General features: G+C 39.5%; 19 protein-coding genes. 18 read left to right on the top strand and 1 reads right to left on the bottom strand.

Annotated features, from left to right (window positions below):
* From aroB to ACIQXJ_RS10910, 13 genes are all read left to right on the top strand, one after another.
* On the top strand, positions 1-1,092 hold the full coding sequence (aroB, locus tag ACIQXJ_RS10970; protein WP_403053279.1) for a 3-dehydroquinate synthase: 1,092 nt from the start codon (positions 1-3) through the stop codon (positions 1,090-1,092).
* Positions 1,089-1,457 (top strand): chorismate mutase, encoded by a 369-nt coding sequence (aroH, locus tag ACIQXJ_RS10965; protein WP_340825201.1) that lies wholly within the window; start codon positions 1,089-1,091, stop codon positions 1,455-1,457. The genes aroB and aroH overlap by 4 nt, the downstream gene beginning before the upstream one ends.
* Before the next feature lie 18 nt (positions 1,458-1,475).
* Positions 1,476-2,576 (top strand): histidinol-phosphate transaminase, encoded by a 1,101-nt coding sequence (gene hisC, locus ACIQXJ_RS10960; RefSeq protein ID WP_403053276.1) that lies wholly within the window; start codon positions 1,476-1,478, stop codon positions 2,574-2,576.
* A complete protein-coding gene (locus tag ACIQXJ_RS10955; RefSeq protein WP_403053273.1) occupies positions 2,573-3,670 on the top strand; it encodes a prephenate dehydrogenase in 1,098 nt (365 codons plus the stop codon). The genes hisC and ACIQXJ_RS10955 overlap by 4 nt, the downstream gene beginning before the upstream one ends.
* A gap of 105 nt (positions 3,671-3,775) precedes the next feature.
* Positions 3,776-5,065: a 3-phosphoshikimate 1-carboxyvinyltransferase gene (gene aroA / locus ACIQXJ_RS10950; RefSeq protein WP_403054890.1), complete on the top strand. Its 1,290-nt coding sequence runs from the start codon at positions 3,776-3,778 to the stop codon at positions 5,063-5,065.
* Between the two features lie 94 nt (positions 5,066-5,159).
* Positions 5,160-6,428, top strand: a complete 1,269-nt coding sequence (locus ACIQXJ_RS10945) for a tetratricopeptide repeat protein (RefSeq protein WP_403053270.1) — start codon at positions 5,160-5,162, stop codon at positions 6,426-6,428.
* A 14-nt stretch (positions 6,429-6,442) separates the two neighbouring features.
* Positions 6,443-7,000, top strand: coding sequence for a ReoY family proteolytic degradation factor (locus ACIQXJ_RS10940; RefSeq protein WP_024364265.1), 558 nt, complete (start codon positions 6,443-6,445; stop codon positions 6,998-7,000).
* A 150-nt stretch (positions 7,001-7,150) separates the two neighbouring features.
* Entirely contained in the window at positions 7,151-7,600 is a 450-nt protein-coding gene (locus ACIQXJ_RS10935) for a DUF2487 family protein (protein WP_401008269.1), read from the top strand.
* A 155-nt stretch (positions 7,601-7,755) separates the two neighbouring features.
* Entirely contained in the window at positions 7,756-8,259 is a 504-nt protein-coding gene (locus tag ACIQXJ_RS10930; protein WP_401008267.1) for a Rieske (2Fe-2S) protein, read from the top strand.
* A 22-nt stretch (positions 8,260-8,281) separates the two neighbouring features.
* Positions 8,282-8,956 (top strand): menaquinol-cytochrome c reductase cytochrome b subunit, encoded by a 675-nt coding sequence (qcrB, locus tag ACIQXJ_RS10925; protein ID WP_024364262.1) that lies wholly within the window; start codon positions 8,282-8,284, stop codon positions 8,954-8,956.
* Positions 8,957-8,998: 42 nt separating this feature from the next.
* Positions 8,999-9,772, top strand: coding sequence for a menaquinol-cytochrome c reductase cytochrome b/c subunit (locus ACIQXJ_RS10920; RefSeq protein WP_340825191.1), 774 nt, complete (start codon positions 8,999-9,001; stop codon positions 9,770-9,772).
* A gap of 224 nt (positions 9,773-9,996) precedes the next feature.
* Positions 9,997-10,593 carry a lipoprotein heptaprenylglyceryl N-acetyltransferase LhaT gene (gene lhaT / locus ACIQXJ_RS10915; RefSeq protein WP_403053265.1) on the top strand — a complete coding sequence of 199 codons (597 nt, stop codon included), beginning with the start codon at positions 9,997-9,999 and terminating at the stop codon, positions 10,591-10,593.
* Positions 10,594-10,653: 60 nt separating this feature from the next.
* Positions 10,654-11,328, top strand: coding sequence for a zinc metallopeptidase (locus ACIQXJ_RS10910; protein ID WP_340826499.1), 675 nt, complete (start codon positions 10,654-10,656; stop codon positions 11,326-11,328).
* Between the two features lie 247 nt (positions 11,329-11,575).
* On the opposite strand, the gene ACIQXJ_RS10905 is transcribed toward ACIQXJ_RS10910, so the two are convergent.
* On the bottom strand, positions 11,576-12,445 hold the full coding sequence (locus ACIQXJ_RS10905; protein WP_401008262.1) for a YitT family protein: 870 nt from the start codon (positions 12,443-12,445) through the stop codon (positions 11,576-11,578).
* Positions 12,446-12,559: 114 nt separating this feature from the next.
* Between ACIQXJ_RS10905 and ACIQXJ_RS10900 the strand changes: the two genes are divergently transcribed.
* From ACIQXJ_RS10900 to ACIQXJ_RS10880, 5 genes are read left to right on the top strand one after another with little or no spacing between them, the layout of a single operon-like run.
* Positions 12,560-12,895 carry a nucleotide pyrophosphohydrolase gene (locus tag ACIQXJ_RS10900; RefSeq protein ID WP_024364257.1) on the top strand — a complete coding sequence of 112 codons (336 nt, stop codon included), beginning with the start codon at positions 12,560-12,562 and terminating at the stop codon, positions 12,893-12,895.
* Positions 12,895-13,692, top strand: coding sequence for a 4-hydroxy-tetrahydrodipicolinate reductase (gene dapB / locus ACIQXJ_RS10895; RefSeq protein WP_340825187.1), 798 nt, complete (start codon positions 12,895-12,897; stop codon positions 13,690-13,692). Before ACIQXJ_RS10900 ends, dapB begins: the two co-directional genes overlap by 1 nt.
* An 18-nt stretch (positions 13,693-13,710) precedes the next feature.
* Complete coding sequence (gene mgsA, locus ACIQXJ_RS10890) at positions 13,711-14,115, top strand: methylglyoxal synthase (RefSeq protein ID WP_340825186.1); 405 nt, start codon at positions 13,711-13,713, stop codon at positions 14,113-14,115.
* 32 nt (positions 14,116-14,147) lie between these two features.
* Positions 14,148-15,293 (top strand): N-acetyl-alpha-D-glucosaminyl L-malate synthase BshA, encoded by a 1,146-nt coding sequence (bshA, locus tag ACIQXJ_RS10885; protein WP_403053261.1) that lies wholly within the window; start codon positions 14,148-14,150, stop codon positions 15,291-15,293.
* Complete coding sequence (locus ACIQXJ_RS10880) at positions 15,280-16,455, top strand: CCA tRNA nucleotidyltransferase (protein ID WP_403053258.1); 1,176 nt, start codon at positions 15,280-15,282, stop codon at positions 16,453-16,455. Before bshA ends, ACIQXJ_RS10880 begins: the two co-directional genes overlap by 14 nt.
* Positions 16,456-16,597 lie beyond the last annotated feature (142 nt).

The following is a 16,597-nucleotide window of genomic DNA, read 5'->3' as shown; positions in this document are numbered from 1 at the left end:
ATGCGTGTACCAGTAGCAACAAAATCACATCAATATGAGGTAGTGCTTGGGCATAATTTTTTAGCCGAAGCAGTCAAAACATTTGATGATAAACTGCAAAAAGCAGATAAGCTTATTGTTTTTACAGACGCCAATGTGTGGGCTGCCCAAGGGGAATATTTCAAGGGGAATTTCCCATATGCGTTTGAGGTATTTGTGCTACCAGGTGGTGAGGCTTGTAAAACATTTGAACAATACAATGCAGCACAAACTTTCTTGCTTGAACAAAAATGTTCACGTAAATCATTTATTTTTGCATTTGGTGGAGGCGCAGTTGGAGATTTAACAGGCTTTGTTGCAGCTACATATATGCGTGGAGTGCCATTTATCCAAATACCAACGACGATTTTAGCTCATGACTCAGCAGTAGGCGGTAAAACAGCTATTAACCATCCACTAGGCAAAAATATGATTGGTGCGTTCTATCAACCAGAAGGGGTAATTTACGATACAGTCTTTACAGAAAGCTTACCTGAGCGTGAAGTGCGTTCAGGTACAGCAGAGGTCATTAAGCATGCGATGATATCGAATGCCATTTGGCTTCAAGAGCTAATGGCTGCAGATTCAGTTATCCATTTTAGTACAACAGAATTGGCCAAACATTTAAAAGCTGGAATTGAAGTAAAGGCAAAAATTGTGTCTGAGGATGAAACAGAGCAGTCAGTGCGCAAATATTTAAATTTGGGTCATACATATGGCCATGCCATAGAAGCAGCTGCGGGTTATGGGAAAGTTGCACATGGTGAAGCAGTGATGATTGGTCTTGTGTATTGTCTATTATTAAGTGAACGATATGGTAAGTTGAATCGGGAATTTACAACATTGTTTTTACGTTTTGCGCTGAAAAATGGCTATCCTTTTGATGCGGTGAATGATTATACATTTGAACAATTAACAGACTATTTATTAAAAGATAAAAAAGCGGAATACGGTGTCCTACAATTTGTGTTACTCGAAGAAATTGGGAAGCCTTTTGTGCGACCAATTGAGTTAGCAGAATGCAAAGAGGTAGATGCTGAATTCCGACAGCTATTAGCGGAGGTGCTTGTATGATTCGTGGACTTAGAGGTGCTATTACAATTGAATTGGACAAGCCAGAGCTTGTATGGGATGAGACAGCGAGATTAGTGCGTGAGGTTGTGGCAGCAAATCATGTGGAGATAGAAGATATTGCATCAATCGTTATTTCAACGACACCAGATATTACATCGGCGTTTCCAGCTCGTGCTGTCAGGTTAATGGACGGCTGGCAGTATGTTCCTGTTATGTGTATGCATGAAATGGATGTGCCAGATGCCCTGCCATTATGTATTCGTGTTTTAATCCATGCGAATGTGGAAATGGCACAAAAGGATGTTCAGCATATTTATTTAAATGATGCTGTGAAATTAAGACCAGATTTAGCCCAAGCTAAATAATAAGAGGAGATGTTTGAGATGAAATGGAAACAACAATTGGACGGTATGCAAGCATATAAGCCAGGTAAACCAATTGAAGAAGTACAACGTGAATTTGGCTTACAAGAAGTCGTAAAGTTAGCATCAAATGAAAACCCATTTGGTTGCTCACCTAAGGTAACAGCATATTTACAAAATAGTGCAGTAAACTATGCAATCTATCCAGACGGCTATGCACAAAATTTACGTTCTGCTGTGGCTAAACATGTTGGTGTCAAAGAAACACAGCTTCTTTTTGGAAATGGTTCAGATGATATAATTGCAATTCTTACTCGTGCTCTGTTGTATCCAGGTGTGAATACAGTCATGGCAGATCCATCATTCTCACAATACATTCATAATGCTGAAATTGAAGGTGCGGAAGTTCGTAAAATTCCTTGTATTGAAGGTGCACACGACTTAGACGCAATGGCAGCAGCTATTGATGAACATACTTCTATTGTGTGGGTATGTAGTCCGAATAATCCAACAGGTGTTGTCATTGCAGATACAGATTTACGTGCTTTTTTAGCGAAAGTACCTAGCGATGTACTTGTAGTTTTAGATGAAGCGTATATCGAATATGTGACGCATCCAGGTCATAAAGAAACTCTACCTTTAATTGATGAGTATCCAAATGTCCTATTAATGCGCACATTTTCTAAAGCATATGGTCTTGCCTCCTTCCGAGTAGGCTATGCAATTGGTCAACCAGAAGTCATTGCAAAACTGGATCCCGTACGTGCACCGTTTAATAATACAATTTTAAGTCAAGCTGTAGCGGCCATTGCATTAAGTGATCAAGACTTTTTAAAAACTTGCTGTGCAGCAAATGAAATAGGTAAAAAACAATACGTTGATTTTTGTGAAAAGCATAATTTGACATACTACCCATCTGATACAAACTTTATTTTCTTTAACACGAATGCTGATAGTGATGTTGTTTTCCAAGAGCTTATGAAGCGTGGTTTTATTATTCGTAGTGGTAATGCTCTAGGTGCGCCAGGTTTTATCCGCGTAACAATTGGTACAGAAGCACAAAATGCAGCATTATTAGAGCATCTTGAAGAAGTGTTAAAAGAACAAGGGGTTTTTGCATGACACGCAAAGTGCTCGTTATTGGTTTAGGCTTAATTGGGGGCTCGATTGCTCTTGCTTTACAAAAGGCACCTGAAACTAAAATTATTGGCTATGACATGGATGAAAAAACCCGTGAACATGCCAAAACATTAAATATTGTGCATGATATTGTGACAGATCCAAAAGATGTGGCAGCAGAGGTAGATATTATTATTTTTGGAACGCCTGTCAACGCTACGCTCGAGTGGATGGAACAATTAAAAACATGGCCGTTAAAAAATAAAGTTATTGTAACAGATACAGGTAGTACGAAAAAAATGATTATGCAAAAAGCCGGTGAGTTACGTGAGCTTGGTATTACGTTTATCGGTGGACACCCGATGGCAGGCTCTCATAAAAGTGGTGTATTAGCTGCGAAAGCGCATCTTTTCGAAAATGCGTATTATATGCTGACACCACTTGCAGGCGAAGAAATTATTAATATGGCTCAGCTAGAAAGCCTTTTAAAATTTACACATGCAAAAGTTGTTAGTGTATCCGCACGTGAGCACGATCATATGACGGCTGTAGTTAGTCACTTTCCGCATGTTATTGCTGCATCACTTGTGCATCAATTAGGCGGGGAAAATGGTGAATACCCAATGACACGTTCACTTGCAGCAGGGGGGTTCCGAGATGTAACACGTATTGCATCCTCTAATCCGATTCTGTGGCGTGATATTACACTTCAAAATCGTGATGAATTAGTATCACAGCTTGAAGGCTGGCAAACTGAAATGGATCGTGTCAAGGAACTGCTATTAAATGGTAGTTCAGCAGACATTGAAAGTTATTTCGCTATTGCTAAAGAACTGCGTGATGAATTGCCAATTAGTGCTGGAGCAATGTTTACTTCGTTTGACTTGTACGTCGATGTTCCTGACTATCCAGGGGTGATTTCTGAGGTAACAGGCCTGCTTGCTGATGAAGCAATTAGCATTACGAATTTACGAATTGTAGAATCACGTGAAGATGTCTTCGGTATTCTTGTGATTAGCTTGCAAAGTGAAAGTGATCGTGAACGTGCCGCAGCATGTATTCAAAAGCGAGCAAATTTCGAAACGTATATTTCATAGATTAGTGCATTTACGTCTAATAAGAGGCGACGAATGGCTAAGTATAATGAAGAAAGCGTCGATCTATCGGCGCTTTCTATCTTCATATGGAGGCGAGAGATGACTATGAGTGAAAAAGTATTACAGTATAATAAACCATCTTTACAAGGGCTATTAACAATCCCTGGTGATAAATCTGTTTCACATCGTTCTATTATGTTTGGGGCGATTGCAATAGGGAAAACAACGGTTGACGGCTTTTTACTTGGTGAAGATTGTTTAAGTACTATTGATTGTTTCCGCAAGCTTGGTGTGAAGATTGATGTGGACGGTACAAATGTAACAATCGAAAGCGCAGGTATGGAAGCTTGGCAGGAACCTAGTGAGGTGCTTTACACAGGGAACTCTGGTACAACAACACGCTTAATGCTCGGGATTTTAGCTGGTTCCAAAGTACATAGCGTGATGACTGGAGATGCATCCATCGGTAAACGTCCGATGCGCCGTGTTATTGATCCGTTACGTCAAATGGGTGCTCATATTACAGGTCGTGCAGATGGACAATATACACCACTTGCCATCCAAGGTACAAAGCTACAAGCTATTGACTATCAAATGCCTGTTGCCAGTGCACAAGTGAAATCAGCTATTTTATTAGCAGGTTTACGTGCGCAAGGTACAACAGTTGTACGTGAAACAGAGGTATCTCGTGACCATACGGAGCGCATGCTACGTCAATTTGGGGCGCAAATAACTGTGGCAGATGGTGTTATTACTTTTGTAGGTGGACAAACACTTTCAGGCACACATGTGTCAGTGCCAGGTGATATTTCATCTGCAGCATTTTTCTTAGTAGCGGGTGCAATTTGCCATGATAGTAAAATTGTCTTAGAAAATGTTGGGGTTAATCCAACGCGTGATGGTATCATAGAAGTTCTTCAGAACATGGGAGCGTCTATAACAATAGTAGCAAATGAAGACGGTCAATCTGAGCCAACTGCAACAATTACTGTTGAAACGTCTACTTTAAACGGAACTATTATTCAAGGGAATATGATTCCGAGATTAATCGACGAAATTCCAATTCTTGCACTTTTAGCAACACAGGCACATGGTAAAACAATTATAAAGGATGCTGAGGAGCTCAAGGTCAAAGAAACGGATCGCATTACTGCAGTGGTGGATGAGCTAAAAAAACTAGGTGCTCGTATTGAAGCAACTGAGGATGGTATGATCATTGAAGGACCAACGCCATTATATGGGGCAAGCTTGAAAACATACGGGGATCACCGTATCGGTATGATGGGCGCTGTAGCAGCGTTAATAACGGATGGGGCAGTGACATTAGACGATGCAGAATGCATCGCTGTTTCCTACCCGTCGTTTTTCGAGCATGTTGAGTCTGTGAAGAAATAGTCAACACTGGACTCCCCAATCCTTTTGGGGAGTTTTTTCTTGTTTCAAAAGAGAATATTTTGTAGCATAAAGATATACATGAAAGAATAGGTGAATGACTGTGAATAATGCAATGACGGAAATGATGCAAGCACTTGAGCAAGGGGATTTAGCTTTAATAGATCAGCTTCTAGAATCTTTTTTAATGAAGGAATTACCTGAGGAAATATACGCACTAGCGGAAGTTTTTATGCAATATGGTTACATGAAAGAAGCGGACCGTGTACTGGAGCATCTGCAATTTTTATTCCCAGAGGAGGCACAACTAAAAATTGACCGTGCCAACGTCTTAATGGAGCTTGATGATGAGGACGAGGCATTAGACATGTTGTTAGCAGTCGAAGATACAGCCCCAGAATATCCGCAAGCATTACTAGTGCTAGCGGATTACTATCAGATGCAAGGTTTATTTGAAGTGGCAGAAAAGCGCATTAATGAGGCGTTAGCGATCTTACCCGATGAGCCACTACTACATTTTGCTAAAGCAGAGTTATTATTTGAGACAGGGCGTTTTCTAGAGGCTGCGCGCCTTTACGAAGAATTACATGAACAACAAGAGGAATTTGCAGGCGTCAGTCTTGTTGAACGACTAGCAGAAGTATATCGTGCGGGTGCTGCCTATGAAACAGCCTTAGACTATTATTTAGCAGCCCTAGATGACGAAGTGAAGCCAGATACTTTATTTGGTGCTGCATATGCTGCGTTCCAATCGCAAAAATATGAATTGGCGATTAAGCAATTAGAGGACTTAAAAGAATTAGACCCTGACTATTTCTCAGCTTATTTATTGCTAGCGGAAAGCTATGCCATGACAGAGGACAATAAAAAAGCTTATACAGCTATTAAAGAAGGCTTGAAGCGCGATGAGTACGATAAATCATTATTCTTATTTGCAGGTAAAATGGCATTAAAAAACGCTTTGCCAGAAGAAGCAGAAAATTATTTACAAGAAGCAATTGCGTTAGATCCTGAGTATATGGAAGCCGTGCTAACACTTATTTCCGTATTTACGCAACAAGAACGCTATGAAGATGTCGTTGAATTATTTGAGACATTACAAAAAAATGATTTTGAATGGATAACTTTATATCCTTACGCTGCAGACGCATATGCAAATTTAGAATTGTACGACCGTGCATACGAATTTTACCGTTTGGCATATACTGATTTTAAGGAAGACGCAGCATTTTTAGAAAAATATGTTTATTTCTTATTAGAAGAAGGCAAGCGTTCTGAAGTTAAAGAAGTTCTCGGTCATTTAATCAAGCTTCAACCGGGTGAACCACAATGGCAAGAGATGTTAGAAGGCTTAGAATTAGAGTAAAGGAGGGAGTGGGTATGACTGCTTCTGTATCAGTTGTCGATAAAAAAGCATTTGTTCGCTGGTTTTTGAAAAATTACCAATTAAAACGTCGTGAGTGTGTATGGATTTTAAATTACTTATTAAGTAATGATGAGTTGTTAAAACGAATACGGTTTGTAGAAGAAGCGCACTATTGTCCTAGAGCTATGGTGATGTCTACAGTAGACTCAACAGGTGTACCATTTCGTTTTTATAAAGGCAATGTGATGACAGCCGATGCTGAAAAATCGTTCCATGACTTACGTTTACATGAACAAGAAGATATGTATATACAATTGAACTTCCCAAATATACCGCCAAGTGCACAATACTTAGCAGTTCTTGAAGAAAACCCTTATATGCCAGAAACATTAATTGTTAGTGAAAAAGACCGTTTACTGGCAGAAGAGTTACTTTCCAATAGTTTACTCGTATTCCAAGAAGAAAAATTACTCGCACAAATTGATGAAGCCTTAGATAAAGGCGATGAAGAACGATTTTATGAATTGTCTAATTTGTTACAAGTTTTAAAAGAAACTGCCAATTTACAATAGTCTTAAGTCAATAGGTAAAAATTGAATGCCCTTTATCCACCTCTATATGGTAACATGACTAGTGAATGATTGTTTTCACTTTTTATTGGTTATCCTATAAAAGAGTGGAAAAGGGCATTTTTATATTTGTAACAGTAGGGGGGTTATTGGATGTATTTTAATGCAAACGATGTGACATCGTTTTTAGCGCAGAAGGATTTTATTGATACGGCAATTATTCCACTTGTAGGAATCGATTTTACTGCTGAAAAATTGAAGCAAAGTGGTGCAGAATCAGATTTTTTGTTATCGCTTACAGCTTTTATCGAACAACAGTTTAAAGGCCGCTTATTAGTCATGCCACCATTTTCGTATAGTACTGCCTTGAAAAACGAAGAAATGCCAGTGCAATTAGAAACACAATTACATACTGCTGGCTTTAAGCATGTGTTCTTCATTACTTGTGACCATTTTTGGACAAATATTGGAGATGTTGTAAATATTATTTGGTTACCAGCTATTCCACTAGAATCCATGGATATGAGCGTGAAAAATACCATTCTCGAAGATCAGTTACGTCAAGTAATACCTGTATTTTCGACCAAATGGGCACAAATTTAGCAATTTGTTTCAATAAATGTTCACATTCTCCAGGTTTCCACAGAATGCTATATTGACCAAGCTATGGACTTGATATATCATAGATATGTCCTAGTATTACTATTTGTAAAAGTATGTCCGTTGGACTGACCTTTAAAGTTAGAGGGGGGAAAAGGATGAGTAACAATCGAGTTTCACGTCGTCAATTTCTAAGCTACACACTTACTGGTGTTGGCGGATTTATGGCGGCAGGTATGTTGATGCCAATGGTTCGTTTTGCAATTGACCCAGTTTTACAAAAGCATGAGGGTGGGGATTTTATCAAAACCGAGCATAAAGTCGCTGACATCAATACAGAGCCAGTTAAAGTTGACTTCACATTTGAACAAGTTGACGCTTGGTACAAATCTAATGTTACAAACGTAGCTTGGGTTTACAAAGAAGGCGACCAAATAATTGCTCTATCACCTGTTTGTAAGCATTTAGGATGTATGGTGGACTGGAATGGCGATTCAGCACACCCAAATCAATTCTTCTGTCCTTGTCATGCAGGGCGTTACGAGAAAAACGGGAAAAACATTGCAGGTACACCGCCTCTAGGTCCGTTGGATGAATTTGAAGTACAAGAAAAAGATGGTTATTTAGAGATTGGTCCAGCAAGAGCAAATACTCTAGTTTAATTTGTAAGGGGGTACGAATTCAGTGCTAAACAAAATTTATGATTGGGTCGATGAACGATTAGATATTACACCTATTTGGCGTGATATTGCCGACCACGAAGTGCCAGAGCACGTGAACCCTGCACACCATTTTTCAGCATTCGTTTACTGCTTCGGTGGATTAACATTTTTCATCACAGTAATTCAAATTCTATCTGGTATGTTCTTAACAATGTACTATGTACCAGACGTCGTGAATGCCTGGAAATCAGTTTATTATTTACAAAACGAAGTAGCATTTGGTGAAATCGTGCGCGGTATGCACCACTGGGGAGCTTCATTAGTAATTGTAATGATGTTCTTACATACGCTTCGTGTATTCTTCACAGGTTCTTATAAGAAACCTCGTGAGTTAAACTGGATGGTTGGTGTAGGTATTTTTGGTGTAATGATGGGTCTTGGCTTTACAGGATACTTATTACCATGGGATATGAAAGCATTGTTCGCTACTAAAGTAGGTATCGAAATTGCGGCATCTGTACCATTTATTGGTTCGATGATTAAAGTATTATTAGCGGGTGACAGTACTATTCTTGGTGCTCAAACGTTAACACGATTCTTTGCGATTCATGTATTCTTCTTGCCTGCAGTATTGTTTGGGTTACTTGCAGCACACTTTATCATGATTCGTCGTCAAGGAATTTCAGGGCCGTTGTAATAATTCTTGACGGTTCGATGATTTTTTAAAGGAGGGGACACTATGCATCGCGGAAAAGGAATGAAATTTGTCGGCGATTCTCGTATTAAAGCGAATCACAGAATGCCGAACGTTCCAAAGGATTATTCCGAATATCCAGGTAAAACTGAAGCTTTCTGGCCGAACTTCTTACTAAAAGAATGGATGGTAGGTGCTGTTTTCTTAATCGCTTATTTATTGTTAACAGTCGCTCACCCATCTCCACTTGAAGGGCCAGCTGATCCAACAAGAGCATACACGCCATTACCGGACTGGTACTTCTTATTCATGTACCAACTCTTAAAATACTCATTTGCTTCTGGTCCATATAATGTTATCGGAGCAATTGTCATTCCAGGTCTAGCATTTGGAGCGCTATTATTAATGCCATTTTTAGATAAGAGTCCAGAACGCCGTCCGTCTAAACGCCCGTTACCAACTGCGTTTATGTTATTAACATTGGCTGCTATGTTCTATTTAACTTGGGAGTCAGTTGTAAATCATGACTGGGAAGCTCAAAAAATTCAAGGTGCTATCGTGGAAACTGTAGAGTTCGATAAAGGCTCAGAAGGTTACCAAATCTATGCTGGCTCTGCATGTATTACATGTCATGGTGAAGGCTTAGAAGGTGGTGCTGGTGCGCCAACACTTATGAATACAGGCTTAACAGCTGATGAAATTAAAGACATTGCCCACAATGGTTCACCAAGTGGTAAAATGCCAGCAGGTTTATGGACAGGATCTGATGAAGATCTTCAAAAGCTAGCTGAGTTTATCGAAAGCTTAAAAGCTGAATAATTTTAAAAAGAGTCGGGAAACTGACTCTTTTTTTCTAGCTTTTATTAAACATTAAGCCCATGGTTTGATATAATTAATTAGGAAAGTCTATGGCTAAAACTTCATTTTGCAATTAGCCACCTGTTGTAATATAAAAGTGCCATAAAGGCTTAGCCGCCAAAAAATACATAAAAATTAAAGAAAAAGACATCTTAGTATGGACGGATAGTAAAGGAGTTTTAATCATGCAAATGACACGTGCAAATATTTGGTACCTCCTTACGCATAAAACATTTTTAATAGTATTACTACTTATCAACTTATTAGGAACGATTTACGGCTATTATTGGTATGGCTGGCAATTAGCGATTACGAAGCCGATTTTTTATATTTTTGTACCAGATAGTCCGACTGCTAGTTTGTTTTTTTGTTTTGTGCTGTTGGCATGGATATTAGGAAAAAGATGGCCATTGATGGAAGTGTTAGCACTTGTCACATTAGTTAAATATGGTATTTGGGCAGATGTAATGAATCTCTGGACTCTAGTTGAAACAGGCTACATCGGCTGGCAAGGCTGGATGCTTATCGGCTCACATTTTGCGATGGCATTACAAGGCGTCCTTTACATCGGTAAATATGTATTTTCATATTGGCATGTTGTGGTTGCAGCTGTATGGACCTTGCATAATGATGTCATAGACTATGTATTTGGGCAAATGCCAATGTATCGTGATTTAGCTGAATATACAAGTGCCATTGGATACTTTACTTTTTGGTTATCAATTGCTTGTATTTTTATCGCTATTTTCTCAATTAGGTGGCGCAAATATTTGCCCAATTAGGGAAATCTCTATAGAATTATAGTATCGAGGTAGAAAGGGGTTAGGAAATTGTCAACAGGCATGTATATTGTTTATTTTGCGATTATTATGCTACTGCCATTGTACGCTCAAATGAAGGTAAAAGGTACGTATAATAAGTTTGCAAAGGAACGTACCATGAAGGGACAAACTGGTGCTGAGGTAGCAAGGGCGATCTTAGATGCGAACGGCTTGTACGATGTGCGAGTTGTGCCAACACAAGGTGTGTTATCTGATCACTACAACCCTGCGACAAAAACAGTCGCATTATCAGAAAGTAACTTTTATGAGGCAAGTGTAGCAGGTGCAGCAGTTGCTGCCCATGAAGTAGGCCATGCCATTCAGCATAAAGAGGCATATTCAATGCTTACTTTACGAAGTAAGCTTGTTCCAGTGGCTAATATTTCATCAAACGCATCTTGGGTTTTCGTTATGATCGGAATTTTTTCTGGTTTATCTAATATGTTATTGTTAGGTATCGTTTTATTAGCAGCAGGCGTAGTGTTCCAATTAGTAACATTACCAGTTGAGTTCGACGCATCAAAGCGTGCCCTCGTGCAAATGAATTCACTTGGTATTATTACGAACGAAGAGGAGCGTCCAGCACGTAAAGTGTTAAGTGCCGCTGCGTTAACTTATGTGGCTGCTGCTGCAGTAGCTGTTTTAGAATTATTACGATTAATTTTAATCTTTACAAATATGCGTAATGACGACTAAGAAAAACTTGTTATAGTGGGATAACCACTATAACAAGCTTTTTTATTTGTTTGTTAATAAGCAGATGACTTCCGCTACTTTAAGTGGGGATGAATCACCGGTAAGACAGGAGAAATCGCAGATAGAAGTCCGCGAATCGCCGGAAAAACCTGCTGAAAGCAACCGCTGTATTGGACAACATCGTAGCAATAAAAAGTGTTAGATTGAATTACCGTCAATCTAACACTTTTTCTCTTTGTGCCTATTCTCAATGTAATGGTTGTTTTTGATCGTCGAGAGTGAAGCCTTCTCCAGCAACATCTCGAACTTCAGAAATAGAGACGAAGGCATGAGGATCGACCTCATGGATAATCGATTTTAAACGTACAACTTCATTGCGTCCAACAACGCAGTATATCACTTCTTTTGCCTGCTTTGTAAAGTGACCATGCCCCTCTAAAATAGTGACGCCGCGTTCCATGCGCAATGCAATCATGTCCGCTATTGCACTCGATTTTTCCGAAATAATGAGTGCTCCACGTCCTGCATAGGCACCGTCCTGAACAAAATCAATTACGCGCGCCCCTACAAAGACAGCAACAAGTGTGTACATCATTGAACGTGCATCTAAAAATGTTAGCCACGATATTAAAATAACAATTGCATCGAATATGAACATTGTTTTACCCATACTCCAGCCTAGATATTTATGTCCTAATCGTGCTAATATATCCACACCGCCCGTAGTGCCACCATAGCGGAAGACAATACCTAGCCCTAGTCCAACGAAAACACCGGCAAACAATGCCACGAGGAATAAATCATCCTCTAAGTGAATAGTGAACTGATATTTCTGAAAAATTTTCAAGAAAATGGATACTGAAATTGTACCTATTAATGTGTAGATAAAAGACTTTTTACCGAGTAGGCGCCAACCTAAAATAAACATTGGAATATTCAAGATTAAATTAAGTAATGCGGGGTCCCAACCTAGTGTAAAATAGAGAACAAGGGTAATCCCACTAAAACCACCTTCACCTAGCTGATTTTGCATATTAAAGTGTACAAAACCAAAGCTATAAATGGCTGCTCCGAGCATTATTGCGATAATATTACGAATTTTGATCTGTTTGAACATATGACCTCCTGTAATTCCTAACTATGAAGTAGTGGTTATATTATCTGTCATTTTATTGTTTTTGACAACAATGGTGTAAATTTTATACGATGGTAAATAGGAGTGTGATATTGGATGACAGAACAGATAACGATGCAAGCCTTGCAAAAACGTGTGGATGACTATATAGGACAATTTAAGGAAGGTTATTTCCCTCCTTTTGAACTACTCGCACGTTTAACGGAGGAGCTTGGAGAATTGTCACGCGAAGTGCAAGACGTTTATGGACAGAAAAAGAAAAAAAGCACTGAAGAAACGAATAGTATTGAAGAAGAATTAGGTGACTTTTTCTTTGTTTTAGTATGCTTTGCTAATGCACAAGGTATAAAATTAGATGAGGCACTTTTACGCGTCATACATAAATTTGAAACGAGAGATAAGGATCGCTGGACAAGAAAGGAAGAGGAATAATGTCGATTCGTGTAGCAATTGCAGGGCCAAGAGGAAAAATGGGAGCTGAAGCTGTACATACAGTTATGAAACATGCCAAAATGGAGTTAGTAGCTGTACTAGATTATAAAGAGGTTGGCCAGACATTAGCTGATTTAGAAATGTTTCCAGCAAGCTATACAGCACCAATATTTACAGATATGAACGAGCTAGTAGAAGCAACTGCCCCTGACGTTTTAGTAGATTTAACGAATCCACATGCAGTATACAATCATACAAAAGAGGCTTTAAATTTAAATGTACGACCGGTTATTGGCACAACTGGTTTTACAGATGCTCAACTTGAAGAATTATCAGCACTTGCTAATGAGAAGGAGTTAGGCTGCATTATCGCACCAAACTTTGCAATTGGGGCAATCCTGATGATGAAATTTGCTAAAGAAGCAGCAAAATACTTACCAGATGTAGAAATCATTGAAATGCACCATGACCAAAAGTTGGATGCGCCATCTGGTACTGGTGTCAAAACAGCACAACTGATCCAAGAGGTGCGAGCACAAAAAACGCAAGGTCATCCACAGGAAAAAGAAACGATTGAAGGAGCAAGAGGGGCTGATTTTGATGGTATGCGAATTCATTCTGTTCGCTTACCTGGTTTAGTGGCACATCAGCAAGTATTGTTTGGAGGAGACGGTCAACTATTAACAATCCGTCATGACTCATTAAATCGTAACTCCTTTATGTCCGGCGTTGCATTCTGTGTAGAAGAAGTTATGAAAATGGATCAGCTAGTTTATGGTTTAGAAAACATCATCTAAAGAACGGATGGAAAACTTATGAAAATCGCATTAATTGCACATGATCGCAAAAAAGATAATCTAGTACAGTTTGCTATCGCTTATCGTGATATTTTAAATGAACATACGCTTTATGCAACAGGTACAACAGGGCAACGTGTTATGGAAGCTACAAGCTTAGAGGTTACACGTTTTCGCTCGGGTCCCCTTGGTGGGGACCAACAAATTGGCGCTATGATTGCCAATAATGATATGGACATGGTCATTTTCTTCCGTGACCCATTAACAGCACAACCACATGAGCCGGATGTTTCTGCACTTATCCGTCTTTGTGATGTTTACCAAGTGCCACTGGCAACAAATATGGGAACTGCAGAAATACTACTAAAAGGCCTACAAGAGGGCTTTGTGGATTGGAGACTGATTCAAGAAAGACGAGACTAAAAAGACGTGAATTTAGAAAGGATGATTATCGAATGAGAAAGCTAAAAATCGGCATTACCTGTTATCCAACAGTTGGAGGCTCTGGTGTTATTGCAACAGAATTAGGAAAAATGCTTGCAGAGAGAGGCCACGAAATTCATTTCATCACCTCAAGCGTACCATTTCGATTGAATAAAATTTATCCGACCGTCTTTTTCCATGAAGTAGAAGTGAACAATTATTCAGTATTTCAGTATTCGCCGTATGATATTGCATTAGCGAGTAAAATGGCGGACGTGATTAAAGATGAAGGGTTAGACGTACTACATGTACATTATGCAATCCCACATGCCGTATGTGCGGTGCTAGCCCGAGAAATGAGTGGGCAAAATATAGGTATTGTGACAACACTCCATGGCACGGATATTTCCGTACTTGGACAGGATTCTACGCTGTCACAAGCCATCAAATATGGTATTGATAAGTCTGATATTGTAACTGCAGTTTCAGAGTCACTAAAAGAACAAACCTACGAACTTATTGATACTGTTAAGCCAATTGAAACGATTTATAACTTCGTGGATGAGCGTGTCTATCGTCCGCAAGATGCTGGTAACTTAAAAGAGCAGTTTGGCATTCAAGAAGATGAAAAAGTCATCATTCATGTTTCTAACTTCCGTAAAATTAAGAACCTCCCTCATATTGTTGATGCATTTATGAAAATCCGTGGAAATGTAAAAGCGAAGCTATTATTAGTAGGGGATGGACCCGAAAAGCATCGTGTGATGGATCAAGTAAAAGAAAGCCCGTATGTCAAGGACGTATTATTTTTAGGTAAACAAGAAAATTTAGCTGAATTGTACGCTATTAGTGATCTGAAGCTATTACTTTCACAGCAGGAATCTTTTGGACTTGTATTGCTTGAAGCAATGGCTTGTGGTGTGCCATGTATTGGTACGACCGTTGGTGGAATACCAGAAGTCATTGATCATGGTGTAGATGGCTATTTAGTGGAATTAGGTGATACGGATGCTGTAGCTGACTATGCTGTACAGTTATTGAACGATGAAGATAAATTACTTCGTTTCCGCGAAGCAGCGATGCGGGCAGTTAGTGAAAAATTCCACTCATCTAAAATTGTCGAGCAGTATGAACAACTGTATGAAAAGGTTGCTGAAAAAAACCATGCAAAACAATAAAGAATGGCAAGCTGCTTTCTCAGTTATTGAACAATTAGAGGAGGCAGGCTTTGAGGCAGTTGTCGTAGGCGGAGCTGTGCGAGACGCCCTATTAAATCGTCCAGTACATGATGTAGACGTAGCGACAAATGCATTGCCACAAGAAGTTAAAACTGTTTTTAATCGTACCGTTGATATTGGTATTCAACATGGCACTGTGCTTGTTCTTGAGCCAACTGCACCAGTTGAAGTAACAACCTATCGCACTGATGGAGAGTATACTGATCATCGAAGACCAGAGGAAGTCCATTTTGTAAGGTCCCTGAAAGAGGATTTACAGCGCCGTGATTTTACGATGAATGCAATAGCTATGCGTCGAGATGGCACGGTTGTAGATTATTATAATGGGCAGCATGATATTGAGGCTGGCGTTATTCGAGCAGTAGGAGAAGCAAAAGTGCGTTTCGCTGAGGATGCCTTACGAATGCTAAGGGCTGTGCGTTTTTCAGCACAGCTTGGCTTTACAATCGAAGCTGAGACACTTCAGGCAATACAGGAAAAGGCTTCCGATATGGCATGGGTTGCCAAAGAGCGCATTAAGGCCGAACTTGATAAGCTGTGGGTAGGGAAAGATGTTTATAATGGCATTAGAAATCTTGAAGAAAGTAGACTAGTGTCCTATTTGCAAGGTGACTTCCAAGTAGAACATTGGCAAGGCTTTTCTGTACAAAATGCAACTTGCGGTTGGGCTTATTTTGCTCTTATACAAGAAAACCAATGGCAGGAAGTGTTACGTGCCTATCGCTTATCGAATAAGGAAACGGCTTTTGTTAAGGCTGTTTTAGGTGCGTTCCATGCGTTCCAAAAGGGTTGGACGAGTATGGACTATTTTACGTATTCGCTAGAGGAGCTCGAAGTAGCACAATACTTTGCACAGTTGAAAGGGCTAATGAACAACTCGCAGCAAAGCATACGGGAGGTTCAGGCGAGCTTACCAATAAGACATCGCCAAGAGCTTGTAGTAAATGGAATGGATTTATTGCAATGGTCTGGACAAAAACGGGGACCATGGTTAAAAGAAGCCTTGCAATTGATTTTAACGGCCGTTGTTCATGGGGAACTTACTAATGAGCGAAACCACATCAAAGATTGGTTTGAGCGGAAGTATGACCTTAAAGGATGAATAGTTGATTATATAATGAAAATACTGCAAGTGACAAAAAGTGACCATTGAAATTACGTCATTAAAAGGTCACTTGCTTTATCTTTTTGTTGGGATGTTGAGTGAAAACGATTTATACATAAACAAAATTTCAATCAAGTGG

This window comes from Lysinibacillus sp. NPDC097868 (genome assembly GCF_044761135.1).
Classification (GTDB): domain Bacteria; phylum Bacillota; class Bacilli; order Bacillales_A; family Planococcaceae; genus Lysinibacillus.
This window is presented reverse-complemented; position numbering and strand designations above follow the sequence as displayed.